Genomic DNA, 18,908 nt, shown 5'->3' on the forward strand with positions numbered 1-18,908 from the left:
CTCGCTTGGTGGCCTTTTTGTCTAGTTGGGGGACGCGTCCCCCAACTAGACAAAAAGGATATTTATTCTCCCACAAACATTTTACTCATACCCCCCTTATCATTTTTTAATGTTATGCAATAGAGTTATCCTCACTTTTCTATAAATTTTAGCATAACACCAGAATACCTTTTTCACTTTCAATAGTTATATAGAAAACAGCTACCTAGGATAACTTAATAAAAACTCTTTCTTTAAAATAGGTTTTTAATTGTAATCTGTTTTGTGCTTAAACTCATACTATTGGCTTTATAACTCAACATTTAAGTATGAATAATACGTCCTCCTTATAGAAAGAATTGATTTCTATTATTTTTATTTCATATGAGCTTTCGTTTATTTTATATGGGGTTAAATGATTAAAAGTGGTTTCTCAGAAGTTTAACTTTTTGTTATCTCTGTTTCAAAATTAATAAAAGTAAGTTCTTAGAATGATAATTTATGATATCACCATAACAACATATGGGTATTTTGGAAGAAAAAAACAAATGTTATGTAAATTTTATTACAATATTTAGTTTTTGTCAAAATTTTTTTAATATATTTTATTTTTCTATATAAAGATTTTGATATGTAGCAATCATCGCCAGAATATGTATTTTTAATGTTATTAGCTACTGTTTCTTATTAATATAGAAATCTTAACTTATAGTAGTCTCCTTTCTATCAACTGATAACAACTAAACCCATGAAAAATGGTACCAGGCACCATAAATAGACAACTGTCTTTTTACGGTGCCACCAACTTTGAAATACTACTTGGTTTACCAACTATGTTATATCCATTTGGAAAGGATAGGCATATGATATAGAGATTTTAAAGAAAGGGGCCCAAAACAATGATGAATTTTAATCAAACAGGTATGAGGTCACATCACGGTGGTGGAGGTCATCCATCAGGAGGCCATGGTGGTCACACTAATTGGCACCAACATGGCGGCGGTAACACTAATTGGCATCAGCATGGAGGCGGACATCCAAATTGGGGACACGGTGGAAACTGGTCTCATCAAGGTGGAAATTATCCAGGAGGAGGATTTGCATTAGGTACTCTTACAGGATTAGCACTTGGCGCAGCGGTAACACCAGCTCCTTATCCAGTACCTGCTCCTTACCCGTATGCATATCCGTATCCTTATCCAAATCCTTATTATCCAGGATACTGATGGAGACAACTCGTTAAAGAATTTAAATACACTCAATGAAAAAGCAGATACCCAACAATATGGGTACCTGCTCCCTTCTTCAACCAAACGAATCCTATGATTTTGGTATCGACAGTCCGAATAAAGTTGGAGATAAAGTGATACAAAGCCTGGTAATCTTGATGGTAATACAGTTAGAAAATTTTATAATATCCTTCTTTACGGTAGTGGTACGATATAACTTAGTAGGCATACAATCCACAAAAACAGTATCTAATCACTTTTATTTTTGGTAAAACCGCCGTGCTTTAGCTCGATTACCGCAATCGGCCATTGAACACCAACGCCGGCTCCGGTTCCGACTCGTATCAAAGAATAACCATCCACAAGAGTCTCCCTCACATTGTTTGACTCGTTCCAGGTCGTTTTTAGAAACGAGTAAATCAACAGCAGATTGTAAAATTGGAGGGAGCATAGTGTCCAAGTTTTCCTCGTTATACCTGAACTTCAACCTGTAATGATCCTTTTCTTGGATTACAAGCAAAGTTTGATAGAAGTGGCTTACAAAATCATTGAAACTTTTCAGGTCTAGCGGATGTGGCGATGTCCCCTTTGAAATGGACTGGAAGATTCGATACATAACCTCCCGCATTTCGATAGTCTGTTTTAGAACTTCTTCAGCTTCAGACTGTTTCTCCTGCGCCTTTAAAAGAAGGGCTTTAGCTTGTTGTTCGGTCAAGACTTCAGCATGGATGCACCAGTCGACCAATTTGGCGTAGCTAGTAAACCAATCCCGCCTTTTCTCCGTACTTTCTCTCCAACTGACGGTATTGATAAAATCCATACACAAACGTTCTCCGACCATCATATAAGCGTTCATTTCCGACATAATCAAAGCTCCTTTACTATAACCATCATAATGCATATTGACGGTTATAATCAACTCAGTTATAATTTAACCATCAAAAGTAGTTTTGATGGTTAAATACTAATTCAGGAGGTACTGAGATGGACAATCCAATGTTGGTAGCTGTTAGAACATTGTTGAAGGAAACATATGATGGACCTAAAGAAAACGCAAGCTGGTACACAGAAGCGAAACCTGGTAGTGGATTATTCGGAACACTTGAAAAGATATCGGCAGAAGATGCTTCAATAGCTATCAATGGTACAACAATTGCCGCACAAACAGATCATACCCGCTATTATTTATGGGTTGCGAATTCCTACTTAAATGGGGAAGAACCCAATAAGGACTGGGGAGCATCATGGAAAATCACAAACGTTGATAAAATCACATGGGCTCAATTTACTGACGAACTTCAACAAGAATACACAACACTATTAAAAAAGATTGATTCACTTGACTCCTTAGATGAACAGACATCAAATGGTTTGTTGGGGGCGCTCGCTCACTCTGCCTACCATCTCGGATCAATACGACAGATGATCAAATCGATCAAAGTCCCAAACCAAACATAAGTTACTAATAAAGCTCCAAGGAATCACTTCTTGGAGCTTTCAGATTTGAGTTATTTTTCTTACAAAGAATACTGTATTAATATTGGAGAATTTTTTTGTTATTTAACTCCGTATATAATAGTGTCAGGCACCATAAAAAGACAACTGTCTTTTTACGGTACCTGACACCAACATCCTTTATCACAATTGTTCTATCAATCTTTCTATCTCTAACTTCAGACTTTCCTTTTTATCAGCAGGCAATTTCTCAGTTTTGTCGTTATTAATCAGTTTAATCATATCTTGCAGAAATTTAACTGCTTGATCTTCTTTCCCCTTCTCTAGGTGTTTTTGGGATTGCTTCAATTTATTGCTTAAGCTTTTATAAAGACTATCCTTTAGCTCCCCTAAACCCCTATACATATCCAATAATTCTTGAATGGACGAATGATCTGCTTCGTATGATCTAACAAAGAAATTATCAAATTTCGTATTATTATAATTGGATCTTACCCCTACTTTTCCTTGTGTAAAGGCAGTACGACTATTGTCCGTAAAATTAATTTTGGGCGTCTTCATATCATCCACATACACTTTAATCGTTGTCCCATTCACTTCAATCTTCATATGATGCCAAGTGGATGTTGGTTCTTTAAGTGCAGCACCATCTAGATACTCCCAATTATAATTTTGCTTTCCTAGGTGGACTCCGTCTTCATTTATATAAGCTACATATCCTTGCATAAAATCAGCATTATTTTGGCTAAGCTCGATTCCATTAGCAGGATTGTTTACTCTAAAGATGACTCCTCCGTCTCCAGATCCTTCTGCAGCTTTAACATCCGCTTCTACAATATAGTCTTTCCATTCGTTTTCACCGATGACTGATTTGGCAAATGTCTCACTACTTGCATTGTACTCCCCTATTATTTGTGGCTCTGTTACTTCGATTTCCTCTAGGAACTCAAAATAGTTAAAATCATATTCCCCTTTTACTATTTCTACTTTAATCGTATGCTGCCCAGCTGGTAAGGAAACATCTTCCTTAATAACATTTTCCCAATTATTCCAATCACCAGTACTAGGCACATCAATAACACCTGTTAAATCAATCGAATCATCAAGCCATAATCGAATTTGACTATCTTTATAGGTTGTAGCTACATTAATGGCCAAATCGTAAGTACCGGCTTCTGCAATATCAACATTATACTTTAACCATTCTTCTGTTTGATTCCAGCCAACATTGTAGCCACCTTCAGGGTTAACGCGAATATCTACTGCGTCCTGTCGATACTCTCCCCCAATATTTTCGATTGTATTATCGTGATAAGCTACACCTTCCCCACCGGTAATATAATCTGCTGCCATTATTTTACCTGGAAGCTTTTTGTGCTTATCAAATTGGTGGAACATGAACTTCGAAAGCTCAAAATCACCTTCTACAGCAACCACTTTTAACGTATGTTTGCCTGCTGGTAATGTTATATCCTGTAATGATACATTTTTCCAAGTATCCACACTTCCCGTTTTCGGCAATGCAATTTCATCTGTTACATCTATCTCGTCATCTAAAAGAATTTTCACCTTCGCTCCATCACTTACAGAGGAAACGAGTAAATCAAGTCCAAAGCTTCCTTCTTCTAAAATATCTACATCGTACGTTAACCATTCTCCTGTTTGAATCGAGCTAACAGCATAATCTCCTTCAGATAATTTTCGAATATCCACATCATCGTTGCGGTATTGTCCACCAGCGTTTCCTTCTGTCTTATCATAATAAGCTACATTTTGGCCACCAGTATTATAGTCTTCCGCTTCAATGAGTCCAGGGAGTTGTCTAGGAATATCAAAGGATGTTAATTCCATTTTTGTAAAATCAAATTCCCCTTCTACGAATTCTAGTTTCAATGTGTGATTTCCCTTAGGCAAAGTAATTCCATTTTTAATTACTGGTGTCCAATTGTTCCAGCCACCAGTAGCCGGGACATCAAATACGCCGGTTAAATCTATTTCATCATCTAACCAGATACGTGCCTTGGCACTTGTGAAGGTTGTTGCTACATACAGTTTAAGATTGTATTCGCCAGCTTCTTGCACATTTACATTGTATTTCAGCCATTCACCAGTCTGATTCCATCCAACAGCATATCCGCCGCCTTCCGGATTGGTTCTTATATCTACAGAATCCCTTCTGAATACGCCACCAATATTCTCAGCCGTCGTATCATGATAGGCGACTCCTTCACCACCAGTGTTGTAATAGGCTGCATTAATTACCCCAGGAACCTTTTTGTATTCATCAAAATCAATATTTTGCTCTTCAAAAGGACCAACCTTCCATGTTCCCTCTATTTCGTCCCATCCTTCTGCATCCCCATCATTAAAGTCGTCATATAAACTATCAACTGCTTTGTATCCTTGTACTTTAAAGCTTGAAAAATCAAACGACCCCTTTACCACTTCCATAGTTAAAGTATGCTTTCCTTTTGGTAATTTAAGCTTTTCGATCGAGAACGTTCTCCAATCCGTTGATTGCGGAATACTTACATCCCCTGTTATATCCGTCTTTCCATCTAACAAGATCCTTACCTTAGCATCTTTGGAAGATGCGCCTACTCGTAAATCTAGATTATATAAGCCTTCTTCGGCAATATTTACATTGTATTTCAGCCATTCCCCTTTTTCATTTGATTCAACATAATAACTGCCGTCTGAATCGTCAGCAATATCTACATCGTCTTGTCGATACGGATTAACGTCTTCTTTACTTGTCTTGTCATGATACCCAACTCCTTCGCCACCAGCATTGTAATGAACCGCCTCAACTTTTCCTGGTAAAGGCTTATAGGCATCAAAGACGCTACTTCCGTCTACTTTATTACTAAAAGCTGTATAGCCAAAAGCTCCATGTACATCTGATGTGGTGTAGCCAATGCTACCAGCACCAATTTTACTAACCTCTCGCGTTTGCTTTTGCATACCATCCACAAAGATTCTAAAAGTATCTTCTGCCTTTTCTACTCTGATTTGATGTAGCTTTGTGTAATCATAGCTTTCTGGTAAATCTGCGTACCCCCAGCCTTGTTCCTCACCATCAACAACAAAATTAGTTTCCAGGCGATTATGCTCTGGACTCAAGACAGCTGTCCCGTAGTTCTTTTCATCAGTGTAGGAGAAAACTACACCAAGTCGAGGATTTTCACTCTCCCCTTTTTCAACCATTTTCAGATTGAATTCTGCCGTATATTCCTTATCTGTAGATACCTTACTTACTTGTCTATACCATTTCGTATCATCCAAAGTCTTCTGTTCAAGCCAATTAGAGGAATCATCAGTGATACTCCATTTTCCCCCATTTACATTTTTCCAATCCGCTCCGATGTCAGTGCGATCAAATCGATCACTAAAATCAGGTAAAGAAGGATCTGATTGCTCAGAGGTTGTTGGCCCCAACACTAGCATTTTATCCCCATTCCATGCTATTCGGTCGAAGTTTATATTACGCCCAGGGTTTGCATGACTATGATACACGATATAGTCAGAATCAAGGTCTGGCCCTCGGACAACTGTGTTATGCCCTAATCCTACGTTTTCCCCTTCTGTATTTAATAAAAGTGGATTTTGCTCTTTATTTGTTGTAAAGCCAACATCAGGAGAATCACTTACTCCATAGTCAATCCGGTATGCTTTATTCCAAATATGGTTTCCTGTATATGTCATATAGTATTTGCCGTTTCTTTTCAGTACTGTGGCTCCTTCAGTCCAGCCATTCATTTCTGCACCAGTATCTGTTGCTTTGCCAAATTCAGCTGGCGATGGCATGGAGCGTGCATCTATTCTGTTTGATCCCGTACTATAAAAGTACCATTTGCCATCATCATCAATAAAAACATGTCCATCAATTCCCATTCCAAGGTTATCCGTTTGTTTTTCAAAAGGGCCTAGAGGACTTGAACTTTTATACACATAATGCCCATTTCCACCTGGAGATGTATACATATAGAATTCACCATTCCAGTAAACTAATTCCGGTGCATAGGCAGCCTTTGTAGTAGGTTCTTCTGTAACAAGACCAGCATATTTCCAATCCATCAAATCTTCAGATGTCCAAGCTTTCACACCACTTTTATCATCTACCGTACTAACATAAAGATAATAAATACCATTGTGCTTTAGAATAAATGGGTCCCCTTCTCCATAATACTCCCCACTATCCCATGTCCAAGATTCTGGTAAATCCATTGGGTTGCTGTATGCGAATGCTGCATACGGTAAAGAGAGCCATAAACTCATACATAGTAATACTTTTCCTAACTTCTTCAGGTTAATCCCCTCCCCATATTTTTAACAATAGTTGCACTACCATTTATATAAAAAGGGTATACCTGATCAGCTATAAGTTGATTTGTACACCCTGGATACCAGTAATCTAGTAAAATCTCAGAAGTAAGGAAAACTATTAAGCTCCATTTAAAAATGTTGTTTCATCACTTTTTTAAAAGCGCTTACAAACATCTTATATTATCCCAATCCACAAACATATACTAAACTTAGTATATAATATACCTTTTATACTTTTTTGATTGAAAAGTCCTACTTATTAGAAAAAAAAGGAAAGTATTTGAACGGGAGGAAGGGGACAATTTTAAGACAAAAAAATAGCCACCATGAATTAGGTAGCATACTCTTTCCTTATTTTTCATTTCCTGCAGCAAGCACTACATTTACCGGGATAAAAATTCGTTTCGGATTGTATTCGCCAGCTAGTTGTTGCATTAATAACTTCACCGTATCCTTGCTGCATTGCTGGATATCTTGTTGCACAAAAGTTACACCTTCTATTCCAGGCGAATCAAAAGTGACTAACTCTATTGGATGAAAGGACTCTTTTTGGACTTCTAAAATAGCGCGATATGCATACTGTGCCAGTTCTGCATTCATCGTAAACAGGCAAGCCAGCTGAGGGTTTTCCATTAAAAATTGTTTAATCAGTGCAGGCGTTTCATGAACGGATATTTTATCAAATGGCAACGTTAGCCAAAGATTTTTATCAATCGTAATTCCTTTTCTTAAAAAAGCTTGTTCAAATCCTTTTGCCCGTTCTTCCGTCACCGTGTTTGTTATTAATGGAGAGATAAGTGCAATCTGTTCATGCCCTTTATTCAACAGATAAGAAATAGCCTCAAACGCTCCTTGCGTATTTTCTGAACTTACACTATATGTAGAAATATTCTTCATATATCGATCAATCAATACGAGAGGAAATTTGTCTAGCGTGAGTCGAAGAACCGCTTCATTATACGTTTCCTTTTCAGCAGGAAAAATAATAATCCCTTCCACCCCAATAGCACGAAATGTCTGAATAGCCTCTGCCTCTTTTATCTGTGATTCTCTAGATATCTTTATGACTAAGTTATACCCTTTCTCCGTCACATACTGTTCAAGAAAATTGACAAAATCCTGTTCCACCTTCGTCTTCATCGTTGGAATAATTAACCCAATCAACCCACTTGAAGTCTGATTTTGCGCCATTGAACCTGTAAAACTACTTTCAATGACAAACGTCCCTTTCCCCTTGATCCGCTCCACAATTCCTTTATCAGCTAAGCCAGCTAATGCATTCTTGGTAGTAATCTGGCTTACATGGAATTCATCCATTAATTCTTTCTCAGAAGGAACTCTGTCTCCTACTCTCCATGTTCCTTCTTTTATTCGCTCTATTATTTTATTTTGAATTTGCTGATATAATGGTTCGTTTTTGATTGTACTCATCCTCCAGGGCTTTTTGTGTTTATCTATTGGATAATATATATTTACTATACTAAGTTTGGTAGGAAAGAGAAATGGGGAGTATGAAAGAGTTGTTTTTTTGGAAGTAGTGGAGTTATATCTTTCTTTATTCCCTCCAAGTTTAAGAAATAATAATACAAATATATTAATAGTCAAAAATACTGGATTTCCTTATTAAGCATACCTCTATTCAAGTTTGTCCATGTAAGTCGATATTAAAGTATAATGAAATATTTCCCATAGAAAGAGGCAGATCATGTTTTTAGATTTTCTATTTAAAAATAAGAAAGACAACATTAATAATAATATGAAAGAAACTCCAATCCCTGTAAAAAAGACAAACAACGCGACAACAAAAAAAAAGGACGACCGAACTGCAGTTAGAAAAGGTGAACTTGGAGAATACAAAATCGATATTCAACTATCCCAACTATCTAAAGATTATATGTACTTAAGTGATTTACTAATTAAAAATCCTAAATCATCAACGGGATATTCCCAAATTGACCACATCATCATAACCCCTTATGGTTTATTCGTAATTGAAACAAAGAATTATCAAGGCACTATTTATGGAGGCAAAAATAAAAAAACTTGGTTAATCAATGGTAAGTTTAAAATGATGAATCCTTTAATGCAGAATTATGGTCATATTCAAGCTCTCAAAAATTTTATAGAAGATAAATACCAGCAATACTTTATTTCATTGGTTTCCTTTACAAAGAGATGCACTTTTAAAATTGAGGAAGAATTGAGAAAGATTCATTCTAATGAATTGGTAATTTATGACGTTGAATTAACTCATTTTATTAATAGAAAGGTGGCTGTTCTTAAATTACAATACAAAAAGCCGATTTTTCTAAAAAATGAGATTGAGACGATATACAATTCACTTTTGAATGCTAATATTACAGACGCTGCAATTAGAAAGCAGCATATAGATATTATCAAAGAAAAAAAGAACATCACTGATAAAAAAGAAAAGGAAACTAAATGTATAGTCTGTCAGAAACCAGTATCTGATAAAGTAAAATCCTTCTGTTTATCTAATAAGAAGTTCCAAGGAAAAATTTATTGTTTTGAGCATCAAAAAAGTTTATGAAATAGAAGGAAAACAGAAGTTAATATCCATTTAGATAATAGAATCATTAGTCTAAATGGATACTTAGTACAAAAGGAAACTAAATTTTTTGATACTGGTGGTCGGGGTCGATATAGTTTGATAGTTATTGAGTTTATAAGGTTTTTTACTAGTTATGTGTAAAATTTGTGTAAAAAGATTTAGATGAGCAAAATTTATTCAAGAAAGGTAAGTTTAATATCTTAAAACATTCATACCTATTCCCTAAGTTTATTTGTAAATCATAGTATTAGGAAAATACTTGATCCACGCTTTGCGTTTTATAAAGAAATTATTTTTGGTACAAGTTCAAAGTCTTCTGAGGTTGGATTTAATTCCATTTTATAAATTGGAATATTTAAAGTAAAAGCAATATTAACCAATCGGACTATATGTTCGTCTTTGCATTTATAACCAATATAAATTGCTGATGGGTTTGCTCTCATATAATCAGCCTTAAGAACATTTGCAGGTTTCATTACTCTAAATTCTTGTTCGTATTCCCACTTCTTCTGTTTAATGTAACAAGTTAAGATTTGAACCCATAATAACATTAAATTATCAATTAATATTTCATTTTGTTGTTCTTTAATAGCATTTGCGTAATTATCCTCTACATTAATTAAAAAGCCTTCAAAATACTCCGTAACATCTACTCGTCCCTCTAAATATTGTACCGGAAATAAAGATGGGCTAAGTTCTTTATTTTTATTAAAGTCTGTTGAGTAACTTACGCAAAAACCATGATGATTATTGGAATAATGCGCCCACATTGGTAAATTACTAATCCCTGACTTTGAAAAGGATGCCAATCTTGTATATTTTATTTTATCTTCTACAAAACTTTCATCAAAGAAAAATCCAAATTTGTATTTTTTCAATCTCCCAACATCATAATAATAGGATCGATTATCAAAAGGGTCATTAAAATCACTTGCATATGATAGGTATACTTCTCTGTTTTCTAATGTTGTAAACTTCATATTATTAAGTTCCTCATTGTTAGTTAACGAGTAATATTTATAAACCTCATCAGGAACATGTAATTTTATTATTTTATAAATCGTATTAAAAGCATCGTTCGGGAAACGATTTAGGACTTCTAAAGCTTTTAAATAATCCATTGGATTTTCTTTAATATATTTTTCTCTTTCTTCATTTATATCCATAAGAATCCTCCAACATGTAAAATAGCATTAGGTTAAGACCCTAGAGTTAATCAGAATGCAGTAATAGACAATCATAAACATTTTATTTCCTTTTTCCCTCTTTCATTAAGCGTCCACTTTCATTTAGTTGGATTTTCTTGCTTCGTATATGGAAAGTATAAATTATTAGATTGAATTATGAAAGAGAGTTTTGCTAGCTCGGGCTTTCTCTCTTCTTGTATTAAGTGACCCTGTTTATTAGTTATATGCTGCAATAGTCTAATGAAAGTAAGAGAATAAATTGTAATAGCAAGATTCAACAACTTTTCTTCAAGTACCGGATCAGTTCTTGATAAATCCAAAATAAAAGCAACTGTATTAGGAAGATTCTCAATTGGATTTCAATAAACTTCTAATGAGGAAAAATCTGAATGCTCGTATTTGCTTCCCTCTCTATAAAACATCATGTAGTGAGCAAATAAGAGTTCATCAGTTAAAGCCATTCCCTTTATGTTTAACAGTTTTGTGTCAATACCATCTTGAAGTTTACCTCTAGTTTTCTTTTTTGTTGTAAAGCCTTCATTTTTAAGAAGCTCCTCATATTCTTTTATTCTCTTATCTAACTCTGGAGGGGCTTCCTTAAGCCAGCCATTTTTCAATGCCTTCTTAATATCGTAAAAGAATGAAAGCTCAGCTTTAGTAGGTTGTATCATGTAATTTTTATATCTTTCTCCATCATCATCATTACATAAGTAATCAATTAACATTGCGTTGTTTAGCATTGACCTTACTAATACATAAGCTTCCTCAGCATGGTTATTTTCAATTAATAGCAAAGTACTTTCCAATAAGTTTGATTGTTTTGCATAAAGTGTAATCACTTCACGAAAATACTCATAGCCTTCCATTATGATATATGGATTATCTTTTTGAAGAAACTTTGTAGTAATTTCATCAATTAAATAATTGGCATACTGGATTTTTTCATCCTTATTCATAGAATGGCCTCCACCAATATTTTTACAGGTTTCTACCAAATATGCAGGTGAATTAGTTTTCACCTGCATATACATTACAAATATTTTATTTATTCAATTTAAAGTTTACCCATAATATCAAGCAAACTTTGGTAGCTATCTACATCAAATTCACAACTACTCTCTGTGAGTTTAAATATTCCGATTCCAAACGATACAGTAATCATTTCAAAGGTAGAGCTTCAGGAACTGAAAAAGCTGCAATTAACAGGGGTCTATTGGTCTATGAAAGATCTTGAAAAGAGAGTTAATAGAAAAAGTGAGTGGATAAAGGAAAATATCCTATATCCGACAAGATTCCGAAAGATACTTGACGTTGAAAATGGAGGTTTTGTTTTCTACCCGAAAAGCAAAGGTCAAACATGGTCCTTTCAAGCATCACAAATGGCAAAGTTTTTAGACGAAAATTTTGACCGGATTTTTGCTTAAAACCTATCATTCTACCATATTACCGAGCGCAGCACCTTACTGCGCCTGTTTACCCCAACTATCAATAGTGAGGTGACATCATGGCAAGTATTCAAAAACGGGGTAAAACATATCAATTTACCGTGAGTCACACGGTTAACGGCGTAGCGAAGCCGATAAGAAAAGGTGGATTTAAAACCAAAAAAGAGGCACAAATTGCAGCAGCAGAAATAGAAGCGCAATTAAGTAAAGGAATTTTACCACATCTAAAGCCAATGCCGTTTGATGAGTATTTCGAAAAATGGGTGAATCTTTATAAATCCAATTTAACAAAAACAACAAAGCTTCATTACGATTATACATCCAAAGCAATTAAAGAATATTTTGGCGGTAGGCCTTTACAGGAAATTAAGCGCCATGACTATCAATTATTTTTAAATAAATTTGGCGCGGATAAGGCACGAGAAACAGTAGAAAAAGTAAATACGCATATCCGGGGGTGTGTTCAGGATGCAATTGAGGAGCAAATTATCCAGAATGATTTTACTAGGAAAGCCGTATTAACTTGGACAAATCCTGCAAAGAAACCAGAAGAAAAACATTTAAATTATTTAGAAACTAAAAGATTGCGTCAAGCGATTTACAAGCTGTTAGACCAAGGGTTAGGGTATTATTTAATATTACTAGGCTTGACTTCTGGTGCACGTTTTGGGGAGTTAGTCGGACTAACAAGAAAGGATTTCGACTTTAAACATAACACAATAAAAATTGATAAAACATGGGGTTATGCAAAAAGGCATCCCGAAGGTTTTGGTCCGACAAAAAATGAAGCATCCATTCGTACGATCAAATTAGATATAAAAACAATGGCCACATTTAATAGACTCTTTGAGATATTACCGCCAAATATGTATGGGTTAGTTTTTTATAGCCCTGAGTCAAAATACAAAGTAATCAGTAACACAAATGCCAACAAGCTCCTTCGTAAAACCTTAGAAGGCCTCGGGATTGATCCGATTACAATGCACGGACTGAGGCACACACATGCAAGTGTCCTACTATATAAAAAAGTCTCCATAAATTATGTAAGTGAGCGATTGGGGCATAGTGATATCGAAACCACTTATAAGTACTATTCCCATGTGATTAAAGAACTTCGTGAAGAAGAAGAAAAACAAACGATTAGTACTTTTGAAAATTTGTAAGCTCAGAGACTTAGCTCTGAGCTTTTACTACTCTATAGCTAATTCCATTAAAGTACCCGTATGTACAAGTTGAGTTTAATACTTAAAAGTGTATAAACCCGTCCAAAAATAGGACAGGGTTAACACTTCATGTGACACTTTTTTCCATCCCGGTTATTGGTCACATGATAGCAAATATCATATAGAAGAGGAACACCACGACTCTTTATAAAAAATAGTTAATCCCAATAACAATCACTTCGATTGCCACGATAGCCAAGAGGAAATTCAGTTTCCATTTACTTTTTTTCTCTACATTTTCTAAATCTTCTTTGCTGGACATCCTACTTGAAATCAACCCTAGTATGTCATTACTTTTTTTATTAAGAGCTTCCATATGTTCGTGCCACTGTTGGAGTTCCCGTTTCATATTCTCATGATGTTCAAAATGTTTTGCGTCCGAGTATTCTATTTGCTGGGTAATTTTATTGATGAGTGCTTCTTCTCGAACCGTCAAAATAGTTTTGATCGAATCTGAATGTCTTTGAAACATTTCTTCGTATCGCTTATGCATCTGTTTCAGCTGATTTTCCATATCTTGAAGGGCCGCCATATGAGAAGCAATTTTTCCTTCTGTTAAGGCTAGCTTTTCTTTTGTTAGCGTGACATAGGCCTCGTTTTGCTTTAGAAATTGTATATTTCTCTCGTCTGAATTCGATAGTTTCTTTGTAAATTCGGTTACCTCGCTAGAAACATTTCCAATAGCTTGTAACGTGTGACCCAGCAAATCCTTGGTCCTATTCTCAACAGTTTGCTGCAATTCTAACGTTCTTTCGTTAAATAACTGAATGCTCTTTTGCAGCTCTTCATAAACAAATAATAGCTGAGTCCTTTCTAACTCTAGGAAATCCTGGTTTTTTTGAATGATATGGTTTTGCTTTTCTTCCAAATAGCCTTTTATTTCCTTTTGTTGCGATTCCATCTGACGAAATAACATACTCGCTCGGCTACTTATATTTTCGGCTTCTTTTTTAAAATCGTTTGAATGGCTTACGGTTATTTCAATGAAACTTTTTTCTAGTTTTTCGATTTTGTCTTTAAAATCATCATAAAAAACATCTTCATTTAACTTTTTTAATTCATCGACTGCCCTATCGTATTCACTCTTCGTTGGTAAATGTGTTTTCACCATATGATTTTTCGCCTCAGTTTAAAGATTCAATTATTTTCTTCCCGTCCTGTAATAAAAGCTGCAGATACTGCGATGCAAGCCAGCGTTCCTTCTCATCTCCGTATAGAAAATGATACTGCAGCTCCGCTTTATAATTCATCCAATGCTTAATAAAATAGCTTTGTAACTGTGTCGCATGTTCCCGGTCTTGATTCCACATTTCTAAGATTTCTTGATAGTGGCTTTCAAACCTTCCCTTTTCCTCCTGGTACATTACAAACAGCTTCTCTCGTTTTTTCTTTCTCTCCTCGCTTACAAACTTTAAATCTAAAACCTGTTTCTCCAAAAGTTCTACCTGATTTTTCACTTTATTATAGATGGGCTTAATGAGGTGATTAAAATTTTGATACATCACATTTACCCAATCAAATGCATAGTCCGTCGTCTCATAAAAAGCCTTCTTATAGGTTTTCTCAAACCTAAAAGCATCAAACATTTTTTCAACTTTCGGAATCGGATAAAGATAAGGCAGCTCTAACTGATGGGTACCTGATATTTTTAAGATGCTCGCTTCTTGTTTAATTGCCCTTAGTTTAGCATCCAATTCCTTTTCCAATCCAAGCTGTAATTTGGATGCCGCTTCATTAATAGCACTTGCTTTCCGATCACTATCCGTGTAACGAATATTTTGATGAATCCGGTGCATAATCGCATCAGGATTTACATCTTGAAACCTAATTCTATTCATGAAGTCTTGATAGAGGTCTAACTCCTTACGTATATGCTCGTATTGTTGAACGTCCGCTTCCTGTTCCTGCTCAAACATAAAAGTTTGTCGTTCTATGAATTTCTTATATTTATCTATTTTATCTTGCTGCTGTTCCAACTCTTGTTTACTTGCTTCTTCCGCTTCTTTGTACAATCCCATTAAACGATTGAAAGATAGTTCATTGACTTCCACATTCTCTAAATCCTCTTGCAAATTCTCCAAAATCTCTGCTATGATATATTTCATTTTTTCGTATAAAAAAGGTTCTTTTTCCCGAATCACATTCCAAGAATTACCCAAATCAATCGGATAAATGGTTTTAGAAAGGTCGAGATCCATCTTCAAAACACGATTTAAAACCTTTGCATAATCAGCAATTAAGTCGTCTGCTGAGACAATCAGGCCGTTCTGGATTTTTCTTCGAATGTTATCCAAAGATAATGCCCGTGTAGGGATGACACGAAAATTACTAAGTTGCTCATACCAGTTTTTGATCCCTTTTAAGGTATATTGCGTAAAGGCAGTTAGTTGTGTCGCATCGTCCACCAGTAAACAAACTTCACTTAACGGAAGCCAGTGTTTTATACATTGTTTTACGTGCTCTACTTCTTTTAATTCGGCAGACTCTATTCCCGGTAAATCTACAATATTAATATGAACATCTCTTTCCTCGAAAAAATAGAAAGGAATCTCAACCGTAACCGGTTCTACAGAATAAGCTCCTTCCTGTTCTACATTGAAACGAAGGGAGTGCAATTCTGCTTCTAATTGCTCTCCCGTTAGTCCGACTCTCTCATAATGATTTGGCAGTCGTAAATGGAAATATTCATCTTGCGACCGTTCATAGCGCATCACCGTTACCGTAGAGGACTCGCCTAATTTTCTCCTGCCCCTAAGCCACGTGGATAACTGCTCAAGCTTGTCCTGCTTAATCCCTAACAAATAGAGTATTACCGTCGTCTTCCCTACTTGGGTGGGTCCGTAAACTGATATCAACAGCTCTTTTGAATAAGTGGACTCCGAAATCTCTACATCCAACCTTACGAAATGGTCGATGAATTCCTTTTTCGCTTGAAAGGCCCATTCAAGTCGATTTTGATGAAATTTAGTGAATGTAGGATTCATTTCTAAAAGCCAACTCCTGCATCTCACCGCACAGATTTTGTAAGCGACTGATGCGATGGTCCAATTCATCCAGTAATCCGAAGTTTTTATCCGTGCCTTTTCTCGCGTGGTAGGTATCGATTAATTTCTCTTCCATTTTGTCTAGGATGTTATTAATCGTTGCAATAATAGATTCTTCTTGTGCGTTAGCAAACAAATGAAAGATTTCTTTCGATAGTTGGCTTCGCTCAAATTTATATTTTTCAATTCGTTCTGATCCTTTATTAATTGCAAGGCCGCTACCAACTGCGCCAACAATGAGTAATCCAATTGGTGCAGCCGCTGCTGATGATACGCCTAATGATGTTAACAAACCTGTCAAGGCACCAAATGTATTGACCGTTCCATCCAATGCATCAATTCCAAAAAAGATGGCAGCACCTTTTACCACAGTAGACGTAGATACAGCTAAATCCTGAAACTCCGCAATCAACTTGTTGGATTTATCCAAGATTTCGTTTTTTACATCTTGATCTAACCGATCAAATTTTTCATGTTCTAAAATGAGGCTGGCAACTACCATCTCTTGTGCAATCCCTACCGCCACAATTGGCAAAACTTTTAAATCGTCCCGAGTTAGTGTTATCGATAAGTCACTTACCCCTAAATTCATGTAACGGTCCATATTAGTTAACGCCGTCTCAATCACACTATTAGTATCCACTGCTGCATTGCTTTTTTCCAAAAGGTTTACAGGAGCAAGCAACGGGTTGACGGGTTTTTCGAGTTTTGTCTGAGTGGTTTGCGTTTGTAAGGAACGGGTTTCATTCGCAACAAAAGACTCTAAAGCATTAATTAGTCTTCTTTCTGCCTCCATCTCGTTTTTGCCTTTCCACTTTTCTTTAATCTCATTTTTAAATAGAAGCTGTTCTTCAAAAGTTCTCTGCTTGATAAATGCAGATTTAAACTTATCTAGAGGACTATATTTCTCTGATTTGATTGACTCATCCATTTGAACTGAACATTCGTTCACGTGCGCGGTAAGTGTTCTGTTTACGACATTCCTAACCTCTTTGGTTACCTTTTCGCGATATTGACGGAAGGCATCGCGAATTTCATATAAACCGAGTTGGCTGCTATTCTTCTCATTTTGCAGATGTTTTTTTAGGGTATCTGCTTTAATCGAGTTGATCTCCTCTTCGAATGATGATGATAACATAATGAGTTCACTCGTTAGAGAAGTCAGCGTATGCATCTGCATTGCATATCCGCTAGCATTGGTTAAGGAATACTGACGAATCGCATGTATGATTTTTTCCGGATAGTCCTTTAGATCCTCACTTGTCCCGGTAAAAACAAGCCGATCAGCTTCATTGAAAGGGATATTGTACTTACGAGATAAATCGTTTATTAAGTGCTCTCTCTGCTCAGGATTTAGTTCCTCCGCAAAAGATAGAGCAAAGACTGGGGCACTTTCTCTATAATCCAATGCTATTTTTTCAATCAATAATTGTTGATCCAACTGTGCCAGTTTTTTATGGTTAAAAACAAGCACAACTGACGTGGAAAGTTTTAAAAATGTCTCTAAGTACCTTTGAGATTTTTGATTTCGCTCTTTTTCAAATCCAGGTAAAAGAACTAGAGAAATTTCAGTATTGAAATATCGCTGTGGGAGGCGAACTTCAAGCCATAGCTCATCCATCTCATTATCTGCCGCAATCTGATTAAACTCTGATAACGTTACTTCGATATCATGTAGTTCAAACATGTTAGCATGGTTCCGAATGGCACGACGGACGAAATATTTAGGAAAACTGATCCCTTTTGTCTCGGTAAAGAGTACAGGTAATACTTCTCCACGTCCTGCATCGGATGGAAGTAATGTATCGTCTAATTCATATAAATGGCGAAGAATTTTTGTTTTTCCGACGCCTTGTAAACCGGTAATCGATAGGATAGTTTTGTCAATTGTTAACTTGGCCATGTTTAATTTAAAGAATAATTCTTTCATTTTCGTAAGTATGGCATCTAGTTCTGTTGTTTGTTTCACGCGATGTGCTTTTGCAATAATTTCATTTAAGGTTAAACGCATTTGGTCAATGACAATATCAGGGCTAGTACCCAAATGTGAAATGAATTTTACTGTCATAATCAATCCCTCTTTTAGATTAGTTTGTTAGTAAACACATAATTTTAATAGTAAAAGATACCATAACAATATTTTACCATTTCAGTCCCCTTTAGATGGAATAAACCTATTCATTTATTTTTAAACTTTAAAACTGTATAAGAGGGTGTCCCACTAAAGCCGTCATTCAACGACCTGTTGGGACACCCTCTTACCTGTTTATATATTCGCACAATTTTTTAATCGATAAGTACTTGGCACTTATCAATAAGGTTTGCTTTAGAGAAGTTGATTAGGAAGAAATGGCGAAACAGAATATGCAGCATATGTACGTGTGGTTTTATTAAAAAACAGACAAATACTGTATCCGAATTATACTGAGCACTTACTTGTAAAGCCTG

At 35.7% G+C, this 18,908-nt stretch carries 13 protein-coding genes; 5 read left to right on the plus strand and 8 right to left on the minus strand.

Annotation, left to right across the window (positions count from 1 at the left end; genetic code table 11):
* Positions 1–878: 878 nt before the first annotated feature.
* Entirely contained in the window at positions 879–1,205 is a 327-nt protein-coding gene (locus ACTNDN_RS18845; RefSeq protein WP_419181481.1) for a hypothetical protein, read from the plus strand.
* A gap of 262 nt (positions 1,206–1,467) precedes the next feature.
* Here the strand turns inward: ACTNDN_RS18845 and ACTNDN_RS18850 are convergent, their stop codons facing one another.
* Positions 1,468–2,073, minus strand: coding sequence for a CGNR zinc finger domain-containing protein (locus tag ACTNDN_RS18850; protein WP_235252710.1), 606 nt, complete (start codon positions 2,071–2,073; stop codon positions 1,468–1,470).
* Positions 2,074–2,192: 119 nt separating this feature from the next.
* Between ACTNDN_RS18850 and ACTNDN_RS18855 the strand changes: the two genes are divergently transcribed.
* Positions 2,193–2,666: a hypothetical protein gene (locus ACTNDN_RS18855; protein WP_235252709.1), complete on the plus strand. Its 474-nt coding sequence runs from the start codon at positions 2,193–2,195 to the stop codon at positions 2,664–2,666.
* Between the two features lie 180 nt (positions 2,667–2,846).
* Here ACTNDN_RS18855 and ACTNDN_RS18860 read toward each other — a convergent pair whose 3' ends face one another.
* Both ACTNDN_RS18860 and ACTNDN_RS18865 read right to left on the minus strand, forming a co-directional pair.
* A complete protein-coding gene (locus ACTNDN_RS18860) occupies positions 2,847–6,941 on the minus strand; it encodes a carbohydrate-binding protein (RefSeq protein ID WP_441131784.1) in 4,095 nt (1,364 codons plus the stop codon).
* Positions 6,942–7,340: 399 nt separating this feature from the next.
* Positions 7,341–8,420 (minus strand): GntR family transcriptional regulator, encoded by a 1,080-nt coding sequence (locus ACTNDN_RS18865; protein WP_441131786.1) that lies wholly within the window; start codon positions 8,418–8,420, stop codon positions 7,341–7,343.
* A gap of 274 nt (positions 8,421–8,694) precedes the next feature.
* Between ACTNDN_RS18865 and ACTNDN_RS18870 the strand changes: the two genes are divergently transcribed.
* The gene (locus tag ACTNDN_RS18870; RefSeq protein ID WP_251629271.1) at positions 8,695–9,540 is read left to right on the plus strand and encodes a nuclease-related domain-containing protein; all 846 of its coding nucleotides are present in this window, start codon (positions 8,695–8,697) and stop codon (positions 9,538–9,540) included.
* Between the two features lie 299 nt (positions 9,541–9,839).
* Here the strand turns inward: ACTNDN_RS18870 and ACTNDN_RS18875 are convergent, their stop codons facing one another.
* Both ACTNDN_RS18875 and ACTNDN_RS18880 read right to left on the minus strand, forming a co-directional pair.
* Complete coding sequence (locus ACTNDN_RS18875; protein WP_031536472.1) at positions 9,840–10,727, minus strand: DUF2971 domain-containing protein; 888 nt, start codon at positions 10,725–10,727, stop codon at positions 9,840–9,842.
* Positions 10,728–11,107: 380 nt separating this feature from the next.
* Positions 11,108–11,704: a DUF5677 domain-containing protein gene (locus tag ACTNDN_RS18880; protein ID WP_042356887.1), complete on the minus strand. Its 597-nt coding sequence runs from the start codon at positions 11,702–11,704 to the stop codon at positions 11,108–11,110.
* A 165-nt stretch (positions 11,705–11,869) separates the two neighbouring features.
* On the opposite strand from ACTNDN_RS18880, the gene ACTNDN_RS18885 reads away from it, so the two are divergent.
* Positions 11,870–12,172 carry a DUF771 domain-containing protein gene (locus ACTNDN_RS18885; RefSeq protein WP_031536474.1) on the plus strand — a complete coding sequence of 101 codons (303 nt, stop codon included), beginning with the start codon at positions 11,870–11,872 and terminating at the stop codon, positions 12,170–12,172.
* A gap of 80 nt (positions 12,173–12,252) precedes the next feature.
* Positions 12,253–13,356: a tyrosine-type recombinase/integrase gene (locus ACTNDN_RS18890; protein WP_441131790.1), complete on the plus strand. Its 1,104-nt coding sequence runs from the start codon at positions 12,253–12,255 to the stop codon at positions 13,354–13,356.
* A 205-nt stretch (positions 13,357–13,561) separates the two neighbouring features.
* Here the strand turns inward: ACTNDN_RS18890 and ACTNDN_RS18895 are convergent, their stop codons facing one another.
* From ACTNDN_RS18895 to ACTNDN_RS18905, 3 genes are read right to left on the minus strand one after another with little or no spacing between them, the layout of a single operon-like run.
* Positions 13,562–14,527, minus strand: coding sequence for a hypothetical protein (locus tag ACTNDN_RS18895; protein ID WP_251629274.1), 966 nt, complete (start codon positions 14,525–14,527; stop codon positions 13,562–13,564).
* Between the two features lie 13 nt (positions 14,528–14,540).
* Entirely contained in the window at positions 14,541–16,400 is a 1,860-nt protein-coding gene (locus ACTNDN_RS18900) for a hypothetical protein (protein ID WP_251629275.1), read from the minus strand.
* Positions 16,381–18,528 (minus strand): hypothetical protein, encoded by a 2,148-nt coding sequence (locus tag ACTNDN_RS18905; protein ID WP_441131792.1) that lies wholly within the window; start codon positions 18,526–18,528, stop codon positions 16,381–16,383. Before ACTNDN_RS18905 ends, ACTNDN_RS18900 begins: the two co-directional genes overlap by 20 nt.
* Positions 18,529–18,908 lie beyond the last annotated feature (380 nt).

Source organism: Niallia sp. HCP3S3_B10 (assembly GCF_052064465.1).
GTDB classification, from domain to species: domain Bacteria; phylum Bacillota; class Bacilli; order Bacillales; family Cytobacillaceae; genus Niallia; species Niallia hominis.

Excerpts from the sequence above, each read along its gene's own strand:
- ACTNDN_RS18850 (WP_235252710.1), bottom strand. The coding sequence starts at position 2,073 with ATGTCGGAAATGAACGCTTATATGATGGTCGGAGAACGTTTGTGTATG.
- ACTNDN_RS18870 (WP_251629271.1), top strand. The coding sequence starts at position 8,695 with ATGTTTTTAGATTTTCTATTTAAAAATAAGAAAGACAACATTAATAAT.
- ACTNDN_RS18890 (WP_441131790.1), top strand. The coding sequence starts at position 12,253 with ATGGCAAGTATTCAAAAACGGGGTAAAACATATCAATTTACCGTGAGT.
- ACTNDN_RS18900 (WP_251629275.1), bottom strand. The coding sequence starts at position 16,400 with ATGAATCCTACATTCACTAAATTTCATCAAAATCGACTTGAATGGGCC.
- ACTNDN_RS18845 (WP_419181481.1), top strand. The coding sequence starts at position 879 with ATGATGAATTTTAATCAAACAGGTATGAGGTCACATCACGGTGGTGGA.
- ACTNDN_RS18875 (WP_031536472.1), bottom strand. The coding sequence starts at position 10,727 with ATGGATATAAATGAAGAAAGAGAAAAATATATTAAAGAAAATCCAATG.
- ACTNDN_RS18865 (WP_441131786.1), bottom strand. The coding sequence starts at position 8,420 with ATGAGTACAATCAAAAACGAACCATTATATCAGCAAATTCAAAATAAA.
- ACTNDN_RS18895 (WP_251629274.1), bottom strand. The coding sequence starts at position 14,527 with ATGGTGAAAACACATTTACCAACGAAGAGTGAATACGATAGGGCAGTC.
- ACTNDN_RS18880 (WP_042356887.1), bottom strand. The coding sequence starts at position 11,704 with ATGAATAAGGATGAAAAAATCCAGTATGCCAATTATTTAATTGATGAA.
- ACTNDN_RS18905 (WP_441131792.1), bottom strand. The coding sequence starts at position 18,528 with ATGACAGTAAAATTCATTTCACATTTGGGTACTAGCCCTGATATTGTC.
- ACTNDN_RS18860 (WP_441131784.1), bottom strand. The coding sequence starts at position 6,941 with ATGAGTTTATGGCTCTCTTTACCGTATGCAGCATTCGCATACAGCAAC.
- ACTNDN_RS18855 (WP_235252709.1), top strand. The coding sequence starts at position 2,193 with ATGGACAATCCAATGTTGGTAGCTGTTAGAACATTGTTGAAGGAAACA.